This is a genomic window from Rhizobium sp. 862_C5_N1_2, assembly GCF_051811205.1.
Taxonomy (GTDB): domain Bacteria; phylum Pseudomonadota; class Alphaproteobacteria; order Rhizobiales; family Rhizobiaceae; genus Rhizobium; species Rhizobium leguminosarum.
This window is the reverse complement of sequence record NZ_JBPWPT010000005.1, coordinates 1-23,650: the sequence shown is the minus strand read 5'-3', so window position 1 is coordinate 23,650 and position 23,650 is coordinate 1. Positions and strand designations below refer to the sequence as shown.

The window sequence follows — 23,650 nt, the reverse complement described above, 5'->3', positions numbered from 1 at the left end:
GACAAAATGAACCCGCGGACCATTCCGCCGCTCAGCAAATATACGAGAATGACCGAGGTCGAGACCGAGCTTGCCGGACTTGAAACGCTTGGGTTCGACGAGCTTATTACGCGTTGCGAAATTTCCGACCGCTCGAACCCCGGCTATATACGCTCGGAATCGCTGGTCTACAGGATGCGGGCGACGCGGTCGGACAATAATGACGCAAGGTTCAACCGGTTGTTTGTGCTTTTTCTCCGGCGCATCGCCCGCGCCTTGCCGCGTGCCGAACGCACGGTCGACGGCAAGGTTCTGGTCGATGCGGCCACGAAAGACATCAACGATGCGGCACTCGACCGTATTCGCCTTCTCGTCAGCCTTGACCGCAGTGGCGGCGACCGTCTCGATTTCTACGAGGTCCATTTCGACGAGGCGGTCGCGAAGCTTCGCCTGAGCGCACGCAGGCGTGTCTCCGTTCGCGCCGAACGCGAGACCCCGATCGAAGTCGATGACGACAGCGGGGCTCTCGTCGCGTCGGCCCAGACGACCGGCGCGCATGCAAATGATGCGGATGATGCAATTCTTTCAGATCCTATTTTCCGGCCTCGGCTGTTGGCGGCGATTGATGCTTTGCCACAGGAACAAAAGGAGGTCATCACCATGACGCTTGCAAATATCCCGAGCCAGTCGAGCGATCCCGATATTGCTTCAATCAGCGGCCTCTTGCACTGCGATCCGCGCACCGTGCACAATCGCCGCAAGCGGGCTATTGCGGCATTGCGACAGGCGCTCGGCCTCGGAGAGGACAAATGAGCAAAGATCAGCCGACCCCTGAGACATTGCTGACAAGCTTCGCCGTCGATTTCCGCAAGGATCCCGTCTCGCTCGGCCGCTACTGTCAGCGCTATCCGCAGAATACGCACGACTTCGTCGCGCTCGCCCATGAACTGCTCTTGTTGCAGAGCGTTGAACAGGACACTCCCATCGACGCGGCCACCGATCGATGGATTGCCAACCTCACCCCTACCGGCCCGTCCCGGACCAGTCCCTTTGCGGGCCTTGATCGTTCGGCCTATGCCGCGCTCCGCGAGAGCCTCGGCGTTCCTGGCCCCGTCATCAACGCCTTTCGCGATCGATTGATAACGCTCGGGAGCGTGCCGTTGTCCTTCCTGGAAAAGTTCGCCGCCGGGCTGAATGTCGGCATCCAGGAACTTGCGGACTATCTTTCCGCTCCTCCGAGCCTGTCGCGCGGGGTCCAGTATAAGTCGGACGGCAAGCCTGGGGCGGCAAGCGACAAGCTGAGTTTCAAGGCAGTGCTGGAGGAGGCGAATGTCTCCCCGGAACACGTTGCAGAACTTCTTCTCGACGAGGACTAGGATGGATACGGTCGAACTCGGCCGTCAGGAGGCCGCAAGGATCCACGCCCGTCTGGTTGAACAAGGCATAGATCCCTGGGACCCGCTGGCGCTGGTGGAAGCGGCCGCCGATCGCTGCGGCATCGTCGACATAACCGGTTTGAAGCCGGGCGGCGCGCTTCTGGCCCAAGCACGTGCGAGCTACGACCCGCACAGCCATAGCATTCTGCATGAAGACACCGGCAATGCGTTCATGAACGCCTTCCTGATCGGCCACGAAATCGGCCATGCCACCCTCGGTGACGCGCGATTGCCCGACCAGGCGCGCGACCCAGATCCGGCTCGTTCGGTCGAGGCGGCCCCCGATGGCGAAGAGCGCGTCGCCGATTATAGCCGCAAGTCGCGTCGCGAGGTGCAGATGGACCTCTTTTCGCGCGAGCTGCTGATGCCGCGCGCATTCCTGCGTGAGCAACACCTGGCGGGCATGAGCGCGAACGCCATAGCGGCGAAGCTGGGCGCGCCCTTTGGCGCGGTTGCCCAGCAATTGCTGGACGCGCTACTCTTGCCGTCGGTCGAGCTCAGACAGGACGCCTGCGACACGTTGCCGCTGAACGATCGTCAGGCGCGCGCCGCAGCCCATCGCGGTGGTGCCTTTCTGCTCGAGGCGGGCCCGGGTACGGGCAAGACGAAGACCCTCGTCGGCCGCATCTGCGACCTCATCGACAAGGATGCGGTCGACCCGCGTACCATGGTCGTCCTGACCTATTCCAACAAAGCGGCCGGCGAATTGTCGGAGCGTATTGCAAAGCGTGCGCCGCAAGCGGCAGCGGCCATGTGGATCGGCACCTTCCACGCCTATGGCCTCAATCTGGTGCGCAGCTATCATAGGGAGCTCGGATTTGCTCGCGAACCACGGCTGCTCGATCGCACCGAAGCCATCGATCTTATGCTCGACAGGGTCGCCGGTCTCGATCTTGCCCACTACCGGGATCTCTCCGATCCGACTGACAAGCTGCGCGATCTCCTGTCTGCGATCTCCCGGGCGCAGGATGAGGTCGTGCTTGCGCCAGATTATGCCGCTCTCGTCGACAAGTTGGCCGCTTCGGACGGCGCGTCGGGCGGACGGGCGGACCGGGCCCGCGAAGTCGCGCGCGTCTATGAGAGCTACAGCGACCTGAAGAGGTCGCTCGACTGCGTCGATTTTGGCGATCTCGTCGCCTTGCCGACGCATTTGCTTGAGACGCGCCCCGAGATCGCGCGCGCCGTCGCCGCCGATATCGGCCATATCCTTGTCGACGAATATCAGGATGTGAACCGGGCAAGCGTGAGGCTCCTGCAGCAATTGAGCCCGGGTGGTCGCAACCTGTGGTGCGTCGGCGATGTCCGTCAGTCGATCTATCGCTTCCGGGGCGCATCATCCTTCAACCTTTCCCGTTTCGAGACGCAGGATTTCAAGGGCGGCAGTCGCGATCAGCTGGAGGTGAACTATCGCTCTGTGGGCGAGATCGTCGACAGCTACCAAGCCTTCGCGGCTGGCATGCAGATCGAAGGGGCCACGCCCATGGCACTGAAATCGAACCGCAGGGCCAGCGGCAATCCGGTCGAATTCCGCTCCGTCGACGGCGACACCGAAAGGGAAATCGACGCTCTCGCCGACGGCATCCTGGAAATGCGCAATGCCGGTCATGCCTTCCGCGACCAGGCGCTCTTGTGCAGCGGCAACGACCGGCTCGCCAAGATCGGCGCCGGCCTCGAGGCCAGGGGCATTCCCGTCCTCTATCTTGGCAGTCTGTTTGAGCGGCCGGAGGTGAAGGATCTTTTGGCATGGCTTTCGCTGTTGATCGACCGGCGCGCCATGGCGCTTGCGCGCGCGGTCGCCACACCGGGGCTGACGATACCGCTTGGCGATCTTGGTCGTTTCAATGAAGCGCTCAATAACGACACGGCCAGACCACTCGATTGGATAAAACACCCGCCTGCCGGCCTCAGCGAGCCAGCCGCGGCGGCCGTTGCCGCCTATTCCTCCTTGCTTGCCGGCTTCGACGCCAATTCTCCGCCCTGGGATACCCTCGCGCAATTGTTGCTCGACCGCAGCCGTATGGCGGCACAGATTGCCGGCGCCGGCAACATGCAGGCGCGCGCAAAAGGGATCGCCCTTTGGCAGTTAATGAATTTCGTGCGGACCCAGCCCGCAGGCCGCACCGGAGCCATTTCCGCCCTGCTCGAGAGGATCCGCCGGCTTGTACGCCTCTCCGACGACCGGGACCTGAGACATATTCCGCAGGCGGCAGGCGGCATCGACGCGATGCGGTTGATGACCATGCATGCCAGCAAGGGCCTTGAGTTTCGCGTCGTGCACATCCCCGGCATGGCGAAGGGTACCTTGCCGCGCAACGCCGCCGCGCCAGCCTGTCCGCCGCCCGACGGCATGATCGAAGGATCGGACCTTGACGGCGAACGTTTCAATGATCGCGAGCATATGCAGGAGCAGCAGTGTCTGTTTTATGTCGCCCTGTCGCGGGCGCGCGATCGGCTCCTCGTCTACGCGCCCGGCCGCACGAAAAAGTCCGAGCGGCAGCCCTCACCCTTCATCGCCCGGCTCGGATCCGGCCTGTCTCGGCTCGGCGTTACGCCGTCCAGCTTCGATCTGCCGCCCGACAACCCGTCGATCGCGATAATCTATCGCGGACAGCCCCTCTTCCGGCAGAGCGAGCTTGCCCTCTACGAGCGCTGTGCGCGCCGTTTCTTTTATACCCATATCCTCAAACTCGGCGGCCGGCGTACCACGACCGCCTATGAGGACATGCACGAGATCGTCCGGCAGGCGGTCCGCGAGCTGATCGCCACCGGCACCATCGCGGCGGAGGCGGCCGGTCCGGATGAGATCGTCGAACGTCTCTGGTCGGCCTCGCCTCTTGCTGCATTGCCGGCCGCGCCGGCCTATCGCCGCCTTGCCGGCGAACTCGTCCGGAATTTCGTCGCCATGAACGACGGCAGGCCCGTCGCCCCGCCGGACCGCCTGTCCTTTACGCTCGCCGGGGCAACGATCGAAATCGAGATCGACTATGCGCAGACGGATGCCGCCGGCGTCATGCGGGCATTGCGGCAGGTCCAGACGGGCCACAGGCGCACGACGGCGATGGAAGGCGCTGCCGTCATGGCGACGCTCCTTGCCGTCAACGATCAGGCACCTGGCTGCAGCGCCGAAATCTTGTTTCTTTCCGACGCAGGCCACGAACGGCTCAGCCTGCAGGATGGGCCGCTCGACACGCGGCGGCGCAAGCTCGAGGCCAATATCGCCGCCATACTGTCCGGCCAATTTCCGACCAAGGCATCGCCGCGCACCTGTCCGAAATGCCCGGCGTTTTTTATGTGCGGAACCGTGCCGGGCGGAACATTCGAAAAAAATTTCGCCTGACCTTTCCGGTTATCGTTCCTCGCAGGGATTGATCCAGTGCACGTCACAGCAGACCGCGGTGACAATCATGAGGATCAATTCCGATGCAAGATAACAGTACCAACAAGGGCCATCCCGCCGAACTCGCCGTCGACGGTATCGTCTTCAAGCCGATCGCGCTTTCCGACCCCGTGCCACTGGGCCGCCAGCTTCTGGGCGCCGGCAAGCTTGCGCCGCCCGAGGCCTATAGCCTCTATGCCATTCTTCAAACCGGTGACTTCGAGGATGTCCGTCTCGACGAAACCTTCGACCTGCGCGCCAAGAGCACCGAACGCTTCATCGCCTTTACCGGTGACCGTATCTTCCGCCTCTTTGCCAATAACCGGGAAATCAAATGGGGTCTCGAAACGATCGACGAGGCGGCGCTGCGCCTGTTCAGCGGTGCGTCGGACAATGAGGCGGTTTTTCTCGAGGTTCGCGGCGGCACCGACCGCCTGATCAAGCAAGGCGAAGCCATCGACCTCACGCGCGACGGCGTCGAGCGCTTCATCACCGCGCCGCGTCCGAAGACCTATCACTTCTTCGTCAATGGCCAGAAGTACGAAACCGACCAGCCGCAACTGACCGGTCTGCAGATCAAGGCACGCGTTTCGGGCTGGAACCCCGAACACGATCTTATGCTGGAAGGCCATGGCGACGATCCGGACCGCATCATCGCAGACGACGAGATCGTCGATCTCGATGTGACGCCTGCGCGCCGCTTCTCCTCTGTCCCGAAGGCGAATTTTGGCTGATGAGCACGATCCTCGAACGTCAATTTGACGAACTCCGGGCGCGCTTTTCAGCCGCCGAAAAACGCCTCTTGCCGAGCGGAACGACGCTCGTGAGCGTGCCGGCCGTCCTGCTGCCCGAAGGATGGTCGGCAAGGCAGACCACGATCCGTTTTCTGGTTCCGGTGGCCTACCCTTACGCCGCCCTGGACTGCTTCTGGGGTGACAATAGCCTCAGGCTTTCCTCGGGCAACCTGCCGCAGAATGCGGCCTCGGACAATGCGATCCCGGAAACCAGCGAAAGCGGGCTGTGGTTTTCATGGCATCTGACAACGCCATGGGACGCAAACCGCGACACGCTGTCGGGCTGGATGAACACCATCATCGACCGGCTACGGAGGATCCAATGAGCGGACTACGTACGCTGCAAGGGACCTGCAGGAGCCTGGCCGACGATCTGCTGGCGGCAACCGGCGCCGAGGCCTGCGCAATCGGCTACGCCCATTTCGACCAGATTACCAAAAGCTGGGTGCTTGCCGAAGCCTCGCCGGTCGACCAGTCGGCCTATGTGAGCCGGGGCCCGACCTCGGTCTGCCTCCACCCCGCCGTCCTGGTCGACATTGCCAATCGAGCGCGCATCGAGCGCCTCAGCCCCGTCATGATCCATACGCATCCGCACGCCGCCGGGAGGCCTGTCTTTTCGTCGATCGACGATGCCGGCGAAAAGGAGATGAAGGCCTTTTTCGACCGGCGTGCCCCGCAGGCAAGTCCATTGGCAATGGTGATCGGACCGCAAGGGCTGAGCGCCCGTCGTCTCGGCCTGCGGACGCCCGTTGACGTCTGGGAGGTCGGAACCGGGCTGACGCTGCTGAGCGACGCGGCGGCAGGCTTCCAGGAGGGCGATCTGCGCCACGATCGGCAGATCCGCGCCTTCGGCCGGGACGGCCAGCAGATGATCGCAAGGCTGAAAATCCTGGTTGTCGGCGCCGGCGGCACCGGATCGGCGACGGTGCAGCAGCTCGCCTATCTCGGAGCCGAAAACGTGACGATCGTCGATCCCGACAGCGTCGAGGCGACCAACCTCAATCGGCTGATCGGGGCGACGGCAGCAGATATCGGCACGCCGAAGGTCGATGTCGCCCGCCGGGCCATGCTTGCCGTCAATCCGAAGGCGGCTGTGCAGGGCATTGTCGGCGATATCGTCGACGGCCCGGTCGCAGGCCTGATCGGCGGCTTCGATTTCATCTTCCTGTGCACGGATTCGCATGCCAGCCGCGCCGTCGTCGGCCAGGCCGCCTACCAGTATCTCGTGCCGGCCATCGATGTCGGCGTCAGTGTGACGGTTGCCGACGGTCTGGTCTCGCACATGACCGGCCGGGTACAAATGCTGGCGCCCGGTCTGCCGTGCCTGACCTGCACCGGTGCCTTGAACGGCGAACAGATCCGCCGTGAGATGCTCACCCCGGCCCAACGCGCAGCCGATCCCTATGTGCTCGGCGCACATGTTCCCCAGCCCGCGGTCGTTTCCATCAATTCGACGGTCGCCTCGCTTGCGGTCACGATGTTCCTCGGAGCCGTCACGGCCATGCCCGCGCAAAGCCGCTTCCAATATTATGACGGCGTGCGCGGCACGGTGAGGCCAACGGCTGCCGCCCAGCGCTGCGGCTGCATCGTCTGTTCACCATCCGGCGCGCTCGGCCATGGCCCAAGCTGGCCGCTGCCCGTCCGCCCCGCAGGAGCACACCATGTTTGACGAACGCCGCAACGTGCTGTGGATCGGTGAAGCGCCCGGCGCACTGATGATGCGCGAGTTTGCCAATCGCCGTTGCATCATAGAACGATGTGATCCGACATCGCTGTTCCCGAATGCCGGCTTCGCACGTAGTGTCGTCGTGAACGTCAATGGGCGACAGGAAGACGAGCTCATCAAGGCGGTCGGACGCGACGCCCTGCAGCTTGTGGATCACGGTCTGCGCGTCGATGTGATTGCGCCCGACGATGCCGCGACGGGCCGTATCCAGGATCGTCTGGGAACGCTTGCCGGCCTACCTTCCGTCGGCCTGCATACCGCGCCTCAAGCGCCCGCCATCGCCGAGGTGATTGCCCGATACGATGCGGGCAAGGTGCCGCGCCTGGACCTCGACATCAACACGTCCGATGACCGCGAGCCACTACGCGAAGCCGACAAGATCCTGTTCAAACGGGCCTTTCCTCACTGCAGCAGGATCGCGCTTGTCGAACTGGGTGGCGGGCGCTCTGCGGCTCGCGTCTTTGCCGTCCATATGATCGTCGACCGTTCCAACATCGGTGCGTGGCCGCAACCGGCATTCGCAAAGCTCGACCGACGCGACAAGATCGCACAGGAACACGACAATTATCGGAATTTCGCGGAGCGCTTCATCCCGTTCGGACTGCGTCCCAATATCGATGAACTGATCCACGGCAGCCAGCGCAGTCTTCTCGTCGGCAGTTTCGTTGACCGCTCGGAATCGCTCTGGACGCTTGCCCGGCGCAATGTCGCAGGATCAGCCATCACCGCCCTCTTGGATGAAACGTTGGGTGGCTGGCGCGACCAGGGTTATGCGAGCGATCCGGTCAGAGGCGCTGTCGCGGTTGCCCTCAGGAACATTGGCGTGTGGAACCCGGATCGGATTGATCCCTGTTATGTCGAGCGTGCCGCCGAGGCCGGGATCTTTGAAACACCTGAGACGTTGTGGACCGCTCTTGCATCACTTGAGCAGACCTATCGACGGGCCCCGATTCATGGTGACCTGCATGGCGACAATGTGCGGGTGCGCGGATCTAGTGCCATCCTGATCGATCTGGCTTCGGTAACGCTCGGGCCTTTGACCGCCGATCTTGCCGCACTCGAAGCCTGGCTGGCATTCGAGTTGCCACCCGACGTCGACCAGCACCGTTATGACGATCCGGAATGGACCACGGTGATCGAACGACTTTATGCACCAACGGCCTTTCGCCATCCCCCCGGGCCTGCTCGCCCGGCAACACGCTTTGCCTGGATCGAAGCGGTTGTCCGCCAGATCCGCACGATGGGGATCGCCATTCAGACCTGCCCCGGCGAATACCAGACCGCCGTCGCCGTGCAGCTCCTGCGGCGCTGCCAATGGGCGGATGGTCCCGATGCCGACCGCGGGCGCCGCGCAAGGGGCTACCGGATCGCCGCCCGTCTTGTCGCCGATCTTTGCGGGGGCGCACCATGACGTCGCCAGCACGCAAGATCCGCTGGCGCGGAAGAGGCGAATATCGTGATGATACCGAAGCCTTGCTCGAACTGCCCGGCGATACCGCCGCCGTCATCCGCACCCGCCCCCGTTCGCTGTTGATAAGATGCCCAGACGGGTGCGGTGACACCCTGGTCATCAACCTTGATCCTCGAGCGGGAAAGGCATGGTCTCTGACGGTCCGGGGCGAGCGTTGCTCGCTTTATCCGTCGGTATGGCGCGAGGACGGCTGCCGCAGCCATTTCATCGTCTGGCGTGATCATATCGTATGGTGCGGGCGCTTCGAATACGGCAATGAAGAACCGTCCTACGACGGTCGCCTCGAAGCCAAGGTCATTGCCGCATTGGATGAAGCGACCTATCGCAGCGGCTCTGATATCGCCATCGATATCGATGAGATCCCGTGGGATGTTCTGAGGGTCTTGCGGCGACTAACCTGGGGCGGGACGGTCGAGGAAGGCGATAAGGACCGCCGAGGACATTTTCGGCTTGCGGGCGCTGACAGCAAGGGCAGCAGGTGATTTGACATCTCCAGCCCAGTGGTTTTGCCGCCATAACCATTCCTTTTGGATCAGGTGCCAGGCGCCCATGCACAGTGATCTCCGATGGATCACCTCTCGGAAGGCTGACGGAACCGATCGAGGTGGCGCCTTGGAGGAGATGTGATGTCGAATAGAAGGCCGCTTAACGCCAATAGGTTAGGTGAATATGGCGAGACAACATTCAGCACTCTACGCGCCAGGGCGGGCCTGATTGCAAACAAGCCTATGCGCGAACGTGCGGGGTAGACTTTTCAGATCGAGGTTCCGCACGCTGCTCTGAAGACGTCGTTTCCTGCCGACGAGCGCTCCATTCCCGATCCACTAGTTTTCAGACAGACGTTTGCCCCACGATAGCGGACACGACCGAAATTACAGGATCCGTCGCGCCGCCTGCGGCGTGACGTCGAGCTTGCCCCTTCCGCCCACGCCCGGGCGCCTGAGCCTCGGCAATAGCCGTGTTGGAACGGGCGAGTACCGCGTCGATCGCAGCTAACTCCGCCGCGGGGGGATCGGAAATCTTGGGCCTCTCCCGTCCCCCGGTCGGCCGTGTCGCGCGGCGGCCGGTAGACCGGTAGCGACTCCTGCGCCACCGAGCCCACCCACCTCTGGTGTAATGTCCCCGCCATGACCGCGGAGTATCCGCAGCCCTCTGGGGTCAGCGCCCAGACGGTAACTGGAGCAGATCTGGGCGCAGCCCTCTGGGGTCAGCGCCCAGACGGTAACTGGAGCAGATCTGGTGGCAGAAGGGATTCCTGTTTTTTGTGAATCATGATTCACTTCCTTTATGACGAAGCGCCGCCTCCCCATGGCCGAGCATGCCGACACGCTGTCGCTGAAGGCGCTGCGGGAGTTGGTGACTGGTCTGGTGGAGCGGGCTGATCGGGCAGAAATCCGGATCGAGAAGCTTGAGGCTGACAACCGAAAGCTTCGAGAAGACAACGACCTGCTCAGGGTAGAGAACACGCGGCTGAAGGTCGACAACCAGCTTCTGCGCGACGAGATTGCGCGGCTTAAAAACCTGCCGCCACGCCCACCCTTCAGGCCCTCGGGTATGGACCAGGCAACGAGCGACAAGGCGGTGGCCGGCAGCCGAAAGCCGGCGCGGCGTCGCGGGCCGAAGGGCGACACGGGGAGCGCCACGCGCGAAGAGGTACTGCCTGCCAGAGCCCCACCTGGATCGCGGTTTAAAGGCTACAAGGATTGCGTGGTCCGGGATCTGGTCGTGCGGGCCGAAGTGGTGCGCTATCGCCGCGAATGCTGGGTGACACCGGAAGGACGCACGATCATTGCGCCGCTGCCAGCAGGGATAAGGGGCGGCTACGGCGCCAGTCTGCGTCGCTTCTGCCTGATGCTTCATAGCCATGGGCAGGTCACAACGCAGCGATTGACGACCTTGCTCAACGATGTCGGTGTCGAGATTTCCAAACGCCAGGTCATCCGGTTTTTGACGCAGCGGCTGGACGGCTTTCATGCCGAGGATGCCGCCGTGCTGCATGCGGGCTTGGTCTCGGCTCCCTTTGTCACGGTCGACGACACTGGCGCCCGTCATGCCAACCGCAATTTCCATACGACACAGATCGGAGGCGAACATTTCACCGCCTTCCGCACTACGCCGTCGAAGTCGCGGCTGAACTTTCTGGCCCTGCTGCGCGGCAACTATCAGGACTATGTTCTCAACGATGCCGCCTTCACCTTTCTGGAAGACCGTCAGGTCGACCCCGCCCTTCTGGCGCGGTTGAACACACGCCAACCGCGGCGGTTTGCCAATCAGGTTCCGTTTCTCGAGTATCTGGCCGCCAATGGGGTCGACATCTTCGACAAAGAAATAATCCGCCCGTTTGCCGAGGCCGGCATCTGGGGCGCCATCCGCCATCATGGTCTGGTCGGCAATGCGGTGATTGTGTCCGATGATGCCGGACAGTTCCGCGTCGGCACCCATGCGCTGTGCTCCACGCCGAACGGTTGCTGCACAAACTGATGCCGGCGACACCCGGCCAAGTACGGCATGTCGAAACCCTGCGGGATCTCATCTGGCGCTTTTACAAGGCCCTGAAAGCCTATCAGCGAAGACCTGATCCGCGTGCAGCCCGGAGCCTTCAGGCCCGGTTCGATCGGATTTTCTCGCTGCGCACCGGTTATGGCGACCTCGACAAACTGCTGTTTCGACTGAGACGCCGCAAGGCAGAACTGCTGCGGGTTCTCGAGCGGCCTGAAACCCCGCTCCATACCAATGCGTCGGAAAGAGATCTGCGCGGATTTGTCATCAAGCGAAAGATTTCCGGCGGCACGGTCAGTCGCAACGGTCGGCAGGCGCGAGACAGCATGCTCGGCCTGATGAAGACCTGCCAAAAGCTCGGCCTGTCGTTCTGGCACTATCTCGGCGATCGGCTGGGGATCAATGACGAAGATCATCCTATTGCACCCCTCGCCTCGATGGTTGCAGCACGCGCCTGAACGCTCTCGGCCCTTCGAGCACCCTGCTCTGCGTCAGACATGCTGATTGTATTGGCATGGCCACCAAATCAGCCCCGCTTACCCCCCGCTTACTCAATATTTCGCCGTTTCCGTTTCATTAACCATATGAATTAATGCCGTTCTTTTCTGTCCTGGAAGCCAGGATGGCATTAACTTCCGTCATCGCTTGCGTCGTTTAGAGTTCGCCTCACTTCCGATAAGTAATGCTTATCGGACGTGATTGCTATAACACCGCAAATCGGCGATGTCGGTCGTCCTGGATGACCGGAAAGGCCCGGTTTTCGGCCTTCTAGGGCGATGTCGGCCGGATTAACCGGACTCGCCCAAGCAGAATTCGACCCGCGCCGTCGGGCCAAGTGATCTGGCGCCGATACCGAAACAGACTTCAATACCCCATGAGCGAGGTCTTAGTCGTTCCACTATCTTCGGAACCATTGGTTTTCCGGCATTTCCGTCACAGAAGCCCGCAGGCACGCGTTTGCCTATGTGGACGGCCCGTCGCTCGTCTTGGGCGACGATTTGAGTCTGGCGGCCCGCTATTCAGAGCTTAAAACACGCTTGCAACTGATCATTTTCTCACGCATTCCTTATCTGTACAAAGCACCTGAAATACCCGTGAGAAAACCATGGCAAAACGGCCAGGCGCCAATCCATCGTCAGCACCCAAACGGCTTATCGGCTATGCACGCGTCTCGACTGATGATCAGGTCCATGATGCGCAGATGGACGAGTTGCGCGCCGCCGGCTGTGAGCGGATTTTTCAGGAGCAAGCATCAGGTGCTTCACGGGCACGGCCCGTCCTAACGAGACTGCTCGGCGAGCTCGCCGCCGGCGACGTGCTTGTTGTTGTCCGGCTGGATCGCCTTGCTCGGTCGGTCAGCCATCTGTTGCAGGTGATCGAGGACCTTGAAGAACGCGGCGTCCATTTCCGGTCGATCCGCGATCCGATCGATACGTCCACACCACAGGGCATGTTTTCCCTTCAGGTCCTCGGCGCGGTCGCGCAGCTCGAGCGGGCGCTCATCGCCGAGCGCACCAAAGCCGGCATTAAGGCGGCGAAGGCGCGCGGCAAGCTTCCTGGAAATCCGGGTCTGCGAGAACGACGGCCGGAGGCGATCAAGGCAGTCACGCAAGCACGGCATAAGTTATATCTTGATGAACTTATTGCATCGGCGCAGACGTGGCTGCCAATGGTGCGGCAACTCCGGCCGCAGCACAGTTGGGACAATGTCGTGCGGGTGCTCAATCGCCGTGGCCACGACTGGACCGTCGAACGCCTTCGTCGCGCTGTTCATCGCATGGTCCGCGAAAAGCTGGCGGAGAAGGAACTCCTTGCTCGGTCCCCTCGCCGCGCTCCCGAAGACTACCTGATGAAGCTGGTGGCAGCGATTGCCATTGCCGATCCCAATCTGTCGCTGCGCGACATCGCCGCGCAACTGGACCAGATGGGAGAACGGCCTGTCCGCGGCGGCAAGAAGTGGCAACCGTCCTCGGTGCGGGTCCTGCTGGACGAAGCCCACCGGTTTGGCCTCATTCGCCGCTGAGGGCACGGTTCATCCGGCAACCGATGGCAGGGTGTTTCTTCTTGCCGCTATTCGACGGCATAGCTTGCAGGTCCGGCTTTGGGGATCTGCAGCGCCAGGACCGCTAGTCGCTATCGCTCCACAGTTTCGGCTCAGCGCCTACATCCTCGACCGCGGAGGCGGCTTCTTCCCCCTGCTCGCCCTCCCTCCCTCGGAACATGCTGCGGCTTCAGCCGCGGCGATTACGTTCCGTAGAGGCGCGCGGGCCATGACCCTCGACGGCGCCATTGAAAGCAGAGAACGGCCCCCTCCCCTCGCGGCCAATCCATCTCGGCCGCACGAAGAATTCGGGCGCGAGCTAGGACCCAGTCAGACAGTGTTTGTTTCATTCAAAATCCCATAAGCGTTTCGGCGTTCTTTCGAGGATGGTCGACAATTCGGTTGGGCCTTTGTCCACGCCGGCAGCTATGATTTCTACAAGAATGACTACGGCCAAAATCTGCGAACATATTGTTTCGCGACCAGCAAGTTCCGACTGTCCTCGGAGCCTGGGAGGTCATCGTCCTGAAGCATCTCGCGGAAGCGTTGCAAAGATTACAAGCTAATGTCTGCTTTCAGTCGTGACAAACATTGTCATTGGTCGCTTGATGGGGATAGGGGGAGCCTGTTGCCTCGGCTCCTCCCTCCCAGCCACCCGGCATCCGGATCCGCACCGGGCGGTTGGAGCAGTTGAAGTCGGCAGGATCGCAGTTCTCCCAGCCTGACGCGTGGCGTTGCTTATCCTGGTGCGGCGGATTTCATTTCTCGCTGCCGTGGCCCTTCGAGCTTCACCCTACCTGCCAGATCGGCGAGCTTCGCTGACGCGACCATCAGAGACCGTTCAAATCAGATAACCAGCGGTTCTCCCTTTCGCTCGTTCGGCCCTTCGTCCGCACTTCCGTGCTCACTACTAAGGCCTCTGCTTCTCGCTCAGGCTCGACACCGTCGCCCTTTGGCGTGAGGCGAGATCTCCCCAGGTAAGAGCGCACTCCTTCACTGCCCGACCGCCGGATCTACGCCACCGCCTCTTGGTCAAGAGAGCTTCGCCGTTCTTTGCCCGCTCGCCCTGGTCGGCACCGCCATATCCGATTCTTGTTCATCGGCCCTCAGTTTCGATCCACGCTTCCTCCTCACGGTTGGTCGCCCTTCCTCAGTTGCGCTTCGCTTCGCTCGCCATGACCAACTTACGTGGGGACTTCCACCCACAAGAGTGCGCCCATGCTGGGCGCACAACACGAAGCTGCTCGATCGGGTCCGTGCATCAACTGACCTTACTACACCAGCCGCATAGAAGGCTGGCGGCCATTCTACCCAGTCAACCGTGACCTTAGAATGTCATGAGATCTTTACGGTCATGACGATCAAAATTGCCCATCAAAACCTGCGAACCCATGGCGGCGACAGGACGGTACCTATCTCGATGGCTGACCTTGTGAAAGGTGGCCCCGAGGAGCTGCACCGTTCCAGAAGCGTCTGAAAAGTCGTTTCGTTTCAAAGTGTTGGAGCTGTGGTCAGCTGACCACTGGAAAACTAGCTGTTGGCGGGGCGTCTTACTCCAAAAAACTCCCTGCCAGTTGGCCCACGACAGCAGGTCGGGCGGAAAAACCTTGATCACTGGACCCGCTGGCTGGCGCTCAATCCTCATCCGGCGGCGATTAGACCGTATGTTCGTAGGGTGAAGGTGGCCCGCCCCCGCGGTAAGCTGAATTCGGGGGTTGCTCTGGATAGGCCGGAGCCGAGCCCCACGCTTAGCGAGGGCGAACCATGAAAGAAGATAGCGTAATTTTCGTCGGCTTGGATACGTCGAAATTGAAGATTTCGGTGGCCATTGCCGACGGAACCCGCAACGGCGAGGTGCGGTTTTTCGGCGACATCTCCTCGGAGCCGGCATCAGTGGCATCTATGGTCAACAAGCTTTCCAAGCGCGGAGCTAAGCTTCATTTTTGCTATGAGGCCGGTCCAACGGTTACGGTCTTTACCGGCATATTGTCGAACTGGGGCATGATTGCGTGGTCGTGGCGCCGTCACTGGTGCCCAAGCGTGCGGGCGACCGGGTGAAGACAAACCGCCGGGATGCCATGGGTCTAGCGCGCCTGCACCGGGCGGGCGAGCTGACCGCAGTCTGGGTCCCAGATGAAGGCCATGAGGCGATCCGCGACCTGGTGCGGGCGCGTGAGGCGGCCAGCGACGCGCTGAAACAGGCGCGTCAGCAACTTCAGTCCTTCTTGTTGCGTCATGGCCGGATCTATGCCGGACGCGAACCATGGACGCGTGCCCATACAAGATGGCTGACTGACATGCCAGGCCTTCGATCATCCCGCCCACCAAATCCTGCTGGCGGAATATTGCCAGGCAGTCGCGGATGCCTGCGTGCGCCTGGATCGGCTGACCAAGCTGGTCGTCGAGACCGCGGCATCCTGGTCAATGGCCCCGGTTGTGGCCGCCTACCAGGCGATCCGCGGCGTCGCGTTCATGACGGCGGTCACCTTTGTCGTCGAGATCGGCGACGTCAGGCGCTTCGATAATCCCCGTCAGTTGATGGCGTATCTCGGTCTCGTGCCGTCGGAAAGCTCAACCGGCGAACGGGTCAAGCGTGGTGGGATCACCAAGGCGGGCAATACAAGGGCTCGAAGGGTACTCATTGAAGGGGCTTGGACATATCGCTTCCCGGCTCGCGTGAGCCCGAAGATCCAGGCGCGACTGGACGACCTACCAAGAACGGTTCGCGAGATTGCTTGGAAAGCCCAGGTGAGGCTTTGCGCGCGCTATCGCAAGCTGATGGCGGCAGGCAAGCCGAAGGTCGTCGCGGTCACCGCCATTGCGCGAGAAATGGCAGCGTTCCTGTGGGCCATCGGGCAGGAGGTCGCTCCCATAGCAAAAGGCTAAAGGCGAATAACCAGCTTGAACAGAGACGCTTAACCCGCAAATTGAAATCATCTGCTGTTGGACAAAGATGGAGGCAGGGCTCCGGTGGGGAACCCTCGCAGGCTCTATGTGGCGGACAATTCCAAGCCCGAGATTAGACAGAGGCAGCCCCAGACGAACACACGGAAATGCGGTACCCAACCCGCGCATAAGAGTATGCCAGCCGTCGTCGAAATGCCCTGTCTCCTCCTTTGTTCAACAGCTACACGCATCGGCTTTCGTCCTCAAAACCGGAAAGAAAGACTCATGACTAAAGAGCTTGCAAACGAACATAAGAGAGCCCGGCGGTTTAGAGTAGGCCAAATGGCGCGGTTACGGCGGTTATTTCAGCATCATTTGTCGGGGTCTGGATCCGAGCGATGCGTGCGGCCGGAATTGGTTGTACAACACGACGACAGAACACCCACGGGACCGAGGTTCGCGAGCTTCTGTATCCGTGGCATCCCTGGTCCGGACGGCTTGTTCACGTGCATGAGGCGGTGTCTAAAGGGACGCATATTTTCCGCTGCAGCCTTTCTGGTTCTTCTTCTGGTCGACTTCTTGAGGTCCCGTCGTGGATGTTCGACCGATCAGTGAGTGGTTGTTGGCGCAGCCTGGCGGTCCCGCACGTCGATCTCGCAAGCCTGCATTCTTTGGCAAGATTGCTGAAGGACGCTGATGCCTCATCGCAATCTTCGGTAATGGGCGCAGCATTGGTCTCTCACGAAACGAGTCGGAGAGATGTTCATGCCTCGCCAGCCCATGACATGCCAGTTCGATCTGTTCTCGGCCCCGCAGCGGGGGAAGACGGCAGGGACGCCGCAATGGCCGGAGTTGCCGGAGGAGACCCGCCAAGCGTTGACGGTGCTCATCGTGCGGCTGTTCGTCGATCACGCAAAGTGCGGACATGCCTGCCAACAGAAGGAGGCCGGTCATGATGCATGAGAAGATCGCGCCGCATCATCTGGAGCGGAAGGCCATCCTCTATGTTCGGCAGTCCTCGGCTCACCAGGTTCTGCACAATCGAGAGAGCAGCGCCCTCCAGTACGCCATGCGCGACCGTCTGGCAGCGCTTGGATGGTCACATATAGAGACGGTGGATGACGACCTTGGTCGTTCGGCCGCCGGCGGCGTGACCCGCGCTGGATTTGATCGGATGGTGGCGGAAGTCTGCCTTGGCAAGGTAGGCGCCGTGGCCGCGCGTGAGGTATCGCGCTTCGCCCGGAACAGCCGCGATTGGCAGCAACTCATCGAGATGTGCCGCGTTGTCGATACCGTCCTGGTCGACCAGGAAGCAGTTTATGCGCCCCGCCAGGGCAACGACCGCCTGCTCTTGGGTTTGAAGGGCAGCCTCAACGAGTATGAACTCGATCTCTTGCGTCAGCGTTCCCTTTCCGCCCGCTATGAGAAGGCTCGCCGCGGTGAACTCGTCGTCACTGTTCCGGCCGGCTTCGTAAAGGCCGGTGACAGGATCGAGAAGGATCCCAATCGGCGCATCCAGGAAGCCATCGCACTCGTCTTCGACAAGGTCACCGAACTCGGGAGTGCCCGGCAGGCCTTGCTATGGTTCCTTGAGCAGGGATTGGACCTGCCCGTCAGGTGCGCCAACGGTGACGTCATCTGGCGCAGGCCAAATTATGCCACCATCCACCGGATGATTGCGAACCCGATCTACGGCGGCGCTTATGCTTATGGTAAGAGTCGTTCCGTACCAGGATACGATGGCCGATCTGGAATTCGCCGCAAGGCGCGTGATGAATGGCTGGCGCTGATCCCGGATGCGCACGAAGGTTACATCAGTTGGGAACGGGCGGAGGAGATCCGCAAGATGGTCAGCGACAATGTACCGGCCAGTCGCCATCATGGAGCGCCGAAGCATGGCGACGCTCTGCTTGCCGGCCTGTTCCGCTGCAAAAGGTGCGGCCGGAAGCTGACGGTTCGTTACACAGGAGCCAACCATAACATCCCGCGCTATTCCTGTTGGCGAGGGTTGCTCGACAACGGCGAACCACGTTGCATCGCCTTCGGCGGTCTGCGGGTCGATGACGCGATCGAAGAGGCACTTCTCGGCGTGGTCGAGCCAGGAGCCATTGCCGCCGCCGTCGAGGCGGAACGCAATATGGCCAACCAACGCGATCAGGTTCAGGATGCCCTGATGCGCGACCTCGAGGCAGCACGCTATGTAGCCGACCGGGCATTCCGGCAATATGACGCGGCCGATCCAGAGAATAGGCTGGTGACGTCGGAGCTGGAAGCACGCTGGAACAAGGCGCTGACTGGCGTCGGTGAGATCGAGGCCAAGATTGCCAAACATCGGACAGTTACGCCGCATCCGTTCCCCATGTCCGCATCACAGGTAACCGCACTTGCGGGAAACCTTCGCGCCGTCTGGACGGCGCCGACAACCGATGCAAGGCTGAAGAAGCGCATCGTGCGCACGCTCATCAATGAAGTGGTCGCCGATCTCGATGATGGAACCTCTGAGATCGTCCTCGTCATTCATTGGGTTGGAGGCGTCCACACCGAACTGCGCCTGCCGAAGCGACACCGTGGCCAAAGAAATGCGACCCCTGACGACATTGTCGACGCTGTGAAACAGCTCGTCTTGATCGCCAATGATGATGTGATTGCCGGTGTCCTCAATCGCAACGGACTGACGACCGGCAATGGCAATCGCTGGACACGGGAGCGGGTCACCGCGCTGAGGTCATATCGCAAGATTCCGGTCTTCCGTCCGCAGATCGACGGGGTTGAGCCATGGCTTAATCTGGGCGGTGCGGCGAAGTTACTCGGGATATCGCCAAAGACGCTGCGTCTGGCGGCCGAGGCTGGCGATATTAAGGGGGCTCATCCGCTACCCGATGGCCCATGGATCTTCAGCCGTTCCAAACTCGCGACCCCGCAAGCACGTCAGATTCTCGATCGTGCCCGGAAGAACCCTCGCCACCCCGCGGGATCGCCTCCAGATCAGGAAAATCTATTCCTTTCAATGACATAGAAAGATGGGTGTTATGAAACAGGATTGTAATCGTCGGCCCATTCGGCAATGGCACTTCGGGCATGATCGAGGCCGAAGAAGAGGCTTTCGTTGAGCAGCTCGTCGCGCATGCAGCCGTTGGAGCTCTCGACATAGCCATTCTGCATCTCCTTTCCCGGCGCGATGTAGTGCCGCTCGACCTCATGATCTTTCGACCGGACAAGGATGGCATTTGAGGTGAGTTCGGTGCCTGTCGGAAACGACCATTCCAGGTTTGCCGCGCATAGGATGAGGGTCGTCAGCTCTCGAGCGACGCGACGACGCAAGATCGAGGTGTCCGGGATCGCCGCCAGGCATTCGCGCGTCACATCGTCGACGATGTTGAGCACGCGAAACCGCCTTCCGCAAGTGAACTGGTCGTGAACGAAATCCAGCTACCAGCGGGCATCGGCTTTCGCTTCGACCAGGATCGGGGCCTCTGCGGATAGCAGCAGGTATTTGTTCCTATTGTTTGCGTCCTATTCCTTCGGCGCCATCGCGCATTCGCGATTAGCCGGCGCAGCAGACCACCTTGCGATTTGCTCGCCGCGACGGTTCCAATGAATTACTGAATCGTGCGAAGACTTCGCTCCTGGCTTGTTTGTGCTCGACTTTGGAGCGACTTCGTATTGAGGTCACGGTCTACTGTTCCCCTAAGAGGCGTCATTTGGCTCAGGGCCTGACGGTAACCTACACACAGTCCCTCCAACCAGTCTCCTTCGAAAATCAGCGTCTTCCAAGGGGTTAGCTCTGTGGTCAGCTGACCACAACCGAAATCCTCAGCGGCAGGATAACGATCAGCCGCACCTACCCAGCCCTCAAACCACCTTGTCCGTTGGCCTTCAACAACGCCATTAACATCGGGCCAAGCGAGAATTCACCGCGCTCACTCCGACGCGTTAGATCCCGCAGATAGCCTCCAGGGGAGTTGATAAAATTAGCCCTTTCCAGGATGCACGCAATTGCCGCCGCCGCGTTCTCCGGTCCTAGCGCCTCGCAGGCATCCTGGTAGGCGGAAGGGCTTACCCCCAGCATAGATCGAACCACCACGGCGGCAGACATCAGATCTCGCCAGTTCCCCACGCCGCGTGGCGCATAGTCGCTGATCATCGGGCACGCCTTGAGCACCAATTCCAATGGGAATGCCCTTTGCGATTTATTCTTCGGCTGATGGCTCAAGCCAGCCTTTGCCCCCTGCTCCTTTTCGGAGCGAGGTTCATATTCATTGATGGATTCGGGTTTTGAATTCTGTATGTGCTGCTCAATACGAGCAGCATTGGTGCTAATTTCTTCATTATTCTCAAGGTTTTCCAATCGATTGAGCACTTCCTCACGGAGCATCAACATTTCATCGAGAACGCTAGTGACCCCTTCAAGGGTCGGAACACGCGGAATTCTGCTCACGAGCGCAACGTAGATATCTTCGGTCGTCTGCCAATCGCCGTCTGCGCCCTCGACCATTGCAGCCGTGATAAGTTTGCGAACATCCCGCCGGCAAATGGTAAGGCTCTCTTTGGCCTTCCTGAGAGAGGCTCTCTCGGCCGCCACTCTTTGCGCCAACATCGCCAACTCTTCCGATCGCGCCAGCAGGGGCGACAGGTCGAAGCCGAAAGCGTTCTCGATCCGGCCATCGTCGCCCTTACGGGCGAAGCGCTTGCCATTTGCGCTATCCTTACGGACGATTAACCCCGACTCCACCAGGATAGCTATATGCCGCCGCAACGTTGCGCCCGCCATTGCATGCGCCCGAAGCGCCAGTTGAGCATTCGACGGGAAGACAATCAATTGTGCGTCCTGACGCAACTCATTGTCAGGATAAAAGCTCAAAAGTGCGTCAAGAACGGCCAGGCTGTTCGACTGGATCCCGAGCAGTCCCATCGCGGCGGAAGCGTCTCTCAACACTTTCCACTTATCGGCAATCTTTCCATGCTTGATCTCTATTGCCGCCTGGCGCCGCACGAGCGCAAGCGTCATCGGCCGCCGCCCGAACGGCGTCGTCACATTCCCCGAGTGCATTGTCTCTCACCTTTCACCAGGCAAACGAAATTCGCTCACCAAAACGGCGCCAAAGACTCTTGACGAGGATTCGAGGAAATGCGATTCTGTTCTTGCTACAGAGACAGAAGGGCTTCCACGACGGCGACGTTGAGGGAGCTCTTTTCTTTTGCGGGTTACACTCCCTGTTTCCGTTGATGCGTTGCGCGATGCTCCTGGTAGAGCGCCGGCAAATGCTCGAGTACGAAAGCCGCGAAATCCGGCGTGGCTTTCCTGTCAATGGTAATTTCGACCTTGCTCTTGCTCTGCGTGACCTGCGCAAGCCTGTCGCCATCGGGGGTCGACATGACGTCTGGCAACCCGCGCGCAATCCGACGCGGTTTCAAATGGTCGATCACCGCCTTGAACCGGTCTGACGACGGCAGCGCCTGCACCTCTTCCGAGGCCGCATATTTCGCCGCGCCTCCCGGAGACGATGCTTTCTCAACCAGCTCTGCCAATTGCTGCCAACTTGGGCGTCCAACGCCTGGAGCGGCGCCAATGGCATCGATCAATTCAGAGGGGAGGGCGTCGACAAGCAGGAGCATCTTCGACAAGTTGCTTTTGTCGATTGACATTGCCGCGATGACGATTTCTCGTGGAAACTGCTTGTTTAGCTTGTGTGCGAAACGTGCCTTTTCGATGAAGGTGAGGTCTTCGCGCTCATTGTTTTCCTGACCCTGTGCGATAACCAACTGCTCGTCCGTCAAGTCCCGAACAACCGCCTTGACCGGCAGTCCTAGCTCCGAAACGGCGCGCAGCCGGCGGTGTCCAAAGGCAACCTGGTAGCGCGCGGGTTTAACGGGATGAGGTCTCACAAGGATTGGGACCTGCTGTCCTTGCTCGCGGACGGATGCAAGAAGTCCTTCGATATCACCTTGCATACGATCCTGAACGAAGGACGACTCGATTGACGACGTGTCCAGTTCAACCACGGCCTGACCTTCGGCTAGACGCCGCTCGATCTCGTCGGCACGACCAAGACGATCATTTTGCTCGCGCAACGCGTTACCGATGTTTGCAGTCAGCTTCGTCGCTGGATCTCGTTCTTTTCTGGTCACGCCGAGAAGCGGCATGGAGCGAGTCTTTGCCGCTCTGTGTTCAGCAGCTGATGAGCTGTCGGGGGCGTCCGTGGAGACGTCAAGGAGGTGCTTCCGACTCATGTGGTTCTACCCCATGCTTTTTTGATCAGAGTTTCGATCTCGTCGTTGACGGCGTTCATCGCCTCTAAGGCCCGATCATAGGTTGAGCGCGTGAACTGTCCGCGCTCAACCTCAAAGAGGGTTTGATTTGTCAGACCAGCGTCCGAAACGGCCGTCGTCTTGAGCATCGGAAAATTGAGGACATTTTCGCCGAAGATCGAACGCAGATAGCCCACCATCTGGTTCTGCGGGCCATCGCTCGGTTCAAAACGAGTGACGAGGTAGCGCATCCAATTGAACTTGAACTGGGCGCCTGCATTCTCGATTTCCCGAAGGAGATTCGAGGTCATCGCCAGAAACTGGTTCATCGACATTACATCCAACATCTGCGGATGGACGGTGACGAGGATCGAGGTTGCGGCAGTCAGAGCCGAAAGAGTGAGGTAGCCAAGTTGAGGAGGGCAATCGATAACGACGACATCGTAGTTGTCCGCGATGTCTTCGATGACCTGACTGATCCGACCGTAAAAAAGCGTGTCGCCTTCCTTCCGGTTCATAAGCGCGCGGGGGGTGTCGTGCTCGAACTCCATCAGTTCAAGATTGCCGGGAATTAGATGAAGATCCGGGATGTACGTTCCTCGGACAACCTGCTCGATTGGGACCTGCTCGTCATCATACCGGATGGCGCCATAGAGTGTTTCGTTCGGACCAACGTCAGTTTCTGGCTGACTGCCGAAGAGTGCGGAAAGGCTTGCTTGGGGATCAAGATCAATCGCCAGAATTCGGTAGCCACGCATTGCCAAGTACTGTGCCAGATGCGCGGCCGTCGTCGTCTTGCCCGAGCCGCCTTTGAAATTCATCACCGAGATGACTTGAAGCTGCTCTCCCGTGCGACGATGGGGCAGGTGGCGCCGGTTCCCGCGGCCAATCAGGTCCAGGTGCTTACGGATTGAATGAATATCTTCGATCGTAAACGTGCGTCGACCGCCAGGACTCATGCTAACGTGCAATTCAGGCATTTCCGAAGCAGTTTGCCTAAGATAAGACTCACCGATGCCAAGCAATTTTGAGGCTTCTGACGGTGCAAAGGATCGAATGCCCTTTTCGGACGTCGGCGGGAAGACCTTGAGATGATGGGCTTGAAGTTGGCTGGAGAGAGCGTCGGCATGACGCTCCATCAATGCGGTCAACCCTTCGACGACTGGCGCTGTTTTTGCTGCGGTCTTCGCCAT

The 23,650-nt window shown here is 60.5% G+C and carries 14 protein-coding genes and 3 pseudogenes; 13 read left to right on the top strand and 4 right to left on the bottom strand.

Annotated elements, in window-relative coordinates:
* The first annotated feature begins 6 nt into the window (after window positions 1-6).
* The 13 genes and pseudogenes from ACD590_RS35475 to ACD590_RS35415 all read left to right on the top strand — a co-directional run bounded on the left by ACD590_RS35475 (window position 7) and on the right by ACD590_RS35415 (window position 19,224).
* Window positions 7-792: a response regulator receiver protein gene (locus ACD590_RS35475; RefSeq protein ID WP_096771491.1), complete on the top strand. Its 786-nt coding sequence runs from the start codon at window positions 7-9 to the stop codon at window positions 790-792.
* A complete protein-coding gene (locus ACD590_RS35470; protein ID WP_096771492.1) occupies window positions 789-1,355 on the top strand; it encodes a hypothetical protein in 567 nt (188 codons plus the stop codon). Before ACD590_RS35475 ends, ACD590_RS35470 begins: the two co-directional genes overlap by 4 nt.
* 1 nt (window position 1,356) lies before the next feature.
* A complete protein-coding gene (locus ACD590_RS35465) occupies window positions 1,357-4,752 on the top strand; it encodes an ATP-dependent helicase (RefSeq protein ID WP_096771493.1) in 3,396 nt (1,131 codons plus the stop codon).
* Between the two features lie 83 nt (window positions 4,753-4,835).
* Window positions 4,836-5,525 carry a multiubiquitin domain-containing protein gene (locus tag ACD590_RS35460; RefSeq protein ID WP_096771494.1) on the top strand — a complete coding sequence of 230 codons (690 nt, stop codon included), beginning with the start codon at window positions 4,836-4,838 and terminating at the stop codon, window positions 5,523-5,525.
* On the top strand, window positions 5,525-5,911 hold the full coding sequence (locus ACD590_RS35455) for an E2/UBC family protein (RefSeq protein ID WP_141399549.1): 387 nt from the start codon (window positions 5,525-5,527) through the stop codon (window positions 5,909-5,911). The genes ACD590_RS35460 and ACD590_RS35455 overlap by 1 nt, the downstream gene beginning before the upstream one ends.
* Complete coding sequence (locus ACD590_RS35450; protein ID WP_170961490.1) at window positions 5,908-7,254, top strand: ThiF family adenylyltransferase; 1,347 nt, start codon at window positions 5,908-5,910, stop codon at window positions 7,252-7,254. The genes ACD590_RS35455 and ACD590_RS35450 overlap by 4 nt, the downstream gene beginning before the upstream one ends.
* Window positions 7,247-8,722 (top strand): phosphotransferase, encoded by a 1,476-nt coding sequence (locus ACD590_RS35445; protein ID WP_096771496.1) that lies wholly within the window; start codon window positions 7,247-7,249, stop codon window positions 8,720-8,722. Before ACD590_RS35450 ends, ACD590_RS35445 begins: the two co-directional genes overlap by 8 nt.
* Entirely contained in the window at window positions 8,719-9,264 is a 546-nt protein-coding gene (locus ACD590_RS35440) for a DUF6527 family protein (protein WP_096771497.1), read from the top strand. Before ACD590_RS35445 ends, ACD590_RS35440 begins: the two co-directional genes overlap by 4 nt.
* A gap of 805 nt (window positions 9,265-10,069) precedes the next feature.
* Window positions 10,070-11,739 (top strand): annotated as a pseudogene (locus ACD590_RS35435) (IS66 family transposase).
* Between the two features lie 647 nt (window positions 11,740-12,386).
* Complete coding sequence (locus tag ACD590_RS35430; protein WP_096772351.1) at window positions 12,387-13,304, top strand: recombinase family protein; 918 nt, start codon at window positions 12,387-12,389, stop codon at window positions 13,302-13,304.
* 1,782 nt (window positions 13,305-15,086) lie between these two features.
* Window positions 15,087-16,208: pseudogene (locus tag ACD590_RS35425) on the top strand (IS110 family transposase).
* A 765-nt stretch (window positions 16,209-16,973) separates the two neighbouring features.
* Window positions 16,974-17,171: a hypothetical protein gene (locus ACD590_RS35420; protein ID WP_037145433.1), complete on the top strand. Its 198-nt coding sequence runs from the start codon at window positions 16,974-16,976 to the stop codon at window positions 17,169-17,171.
* Window positions 17,161-19,224 (top strand): recombinase family protein, encoded by a 2,064-nt coding sequence (locus ACD590_RS35415; protein WP_097622254.1) that lies wholly within the window; start codon window positions 17,161-17,163, stop codon window positions 19,222-19,224. Before ACD590_RS35420 ends, ACD590_RS35415 begins: the two co-directional genes overlap by 11 nt.
* A gap of 23 nt (window positions 19,225-19,247) precedes the next feature.
* Here ACD590_RS35415 and ACD590_RS35410 read toward each other — a convergent pair.
* The 4 genes and pseudogenes from ACD590_RS35410 to repA form a co-directional block, all read right to left on the bottom strand.
* A pseudogene (locus tag ACD590_RS35410) lies at window positions 19,248-19,691 on the bottom strand (integrase core domain-containing protein); the annotation flags it as partial.
* A gap of 358 nt (window positions 19,692-20,049) precedes the next feature.
* Entirely contained in the window at window positions 20,050-21,258 is a 1,209-nt protein-coding gene (repC, locus tag ACD590_RS35405; RefSeq protein WP_096771944.1) for a plasmid replication protein RepC, read from the bottom strand.
* A 155-nt stretch (window positions 21,259-21,413) separates the two neighbouring features.
* Window positions 21,414-22,439 (bottom strand): plasmid partitioning protein RepB, encoded by a 1,026-nt coding sequence (repB, locus tag ACD590_RS35400; protein ID WP_096771943.1) that lies wholly within the window; start codon window positions 22,437-22,439, stop codon window positions 21,414-21,416.
* On the bottom strand, window positions 22,436-23,650 hold a 1,215-nt coding region (gene repA, locus ACD590_RS35395), incomplete at its 5' end, for a plasmid partitioning protein RepA (protein WP_096771948.1). The genes repB and repA, both read right to left, overlap by 4 nt.

What these genes read in the sequence shown, in the direction of transcription:
- ACD590_RS35475 (WP_096771491.1), top strand. Translation starts at nt 7, where the DNA reads ATGAACCCGCGGACCATTCCGCCGCTCAGCAAATATACGAGAATGACC.
- ACD590_RS35470 (WP_096771492.1), top strand. Translation starts at nt 789, where the DNA reads ATGAGCAAAGATCAGCCGACCCCTGAGACATTGCTGACAAGCTTCGCC.
- ACD590_RS35465 (WP_096771493.1), top strand. Translation starts at nt 1,357, where the DNA reads ATGGATACGGTCGAACTCGGCCGTCAGGAGGCCGCAAGGATCCACGCC.
- ACD590_RS35460 (WP_096771494.1), top strand. Translation starts at nt 4,836, where the DNA reads ATGCAAGATAACAGTACCAACAAGGGCCATCCCGCCGAACTCGCCGTC.
- ACD590_RS35455 (WP_141399549.1), top strand. Translation starts at nt 5,525, where the DNA reads ATGAGCACGATCCTCGAACGTCAATTTGACGAACTCCGGGCGCGCTTT.
- ACD590_RS35450 (WP_170961490.1), top strand. Translation starts at nt 5,908, where the DNA reads ATGAGCGGACTACGTACGCTGCAAGGGACCTGCAGGAGCCTGGCCGAC.
- ACD590_RS35445 (WP_096771496.1), top strand. Translation starts at nt 7,247, where the DNA reads ATGTTTGACGAACGCCGCAACGTGCTGTGGATCGGTGAAGCGCCCGGC.
- ACD590_RS35440 (WP_096771497.1), top strand. Translation starts at nt 8,719, where the DNA reads ATGACGTCGCCAGCACGCAAGATCCGCTGGCGCGGAAGAGGCGAATAT.
- ACD590_RS35430 (WP_096772351.1), top strand. Translation starts at nt 12,387, where the DNA reads ATGGCAAAACGGCCAGGCGCCAATCCATCGTCAGCACCCAAACGGCTT.
- ACD590_RS35420 (WP_037145433.1), top strand. Translation starts at nt 16,974, where the DNA reads ATGCCTCGCCAGCCCATGACATGCCAGTTCGATCTGTTCTCGGCCCCG.
- ACD590_RS35415 (WP_097622254.1), top strand. Translation starts at nt 17,161, where the DNA reads ATGATGCATGAGAAGATCGCGCCGCATCATCTGGAGCGGAAGGCCATC.
- repC (WP_096771944.1), bottom strand. Translation starts at nt 21,258, where the DNA reads ATGCACTCGGGGAATGTGACGACGCCGTTCGGGCGGCGGCCGATGACG.
- repB (WP_096771943.1), bottom strand. Translation starts at nt 22,439, where the DNA reads ATGAGTCGGAAGCACCTCCTTGACGTCTCCACGGACGCCCCCGACAGC.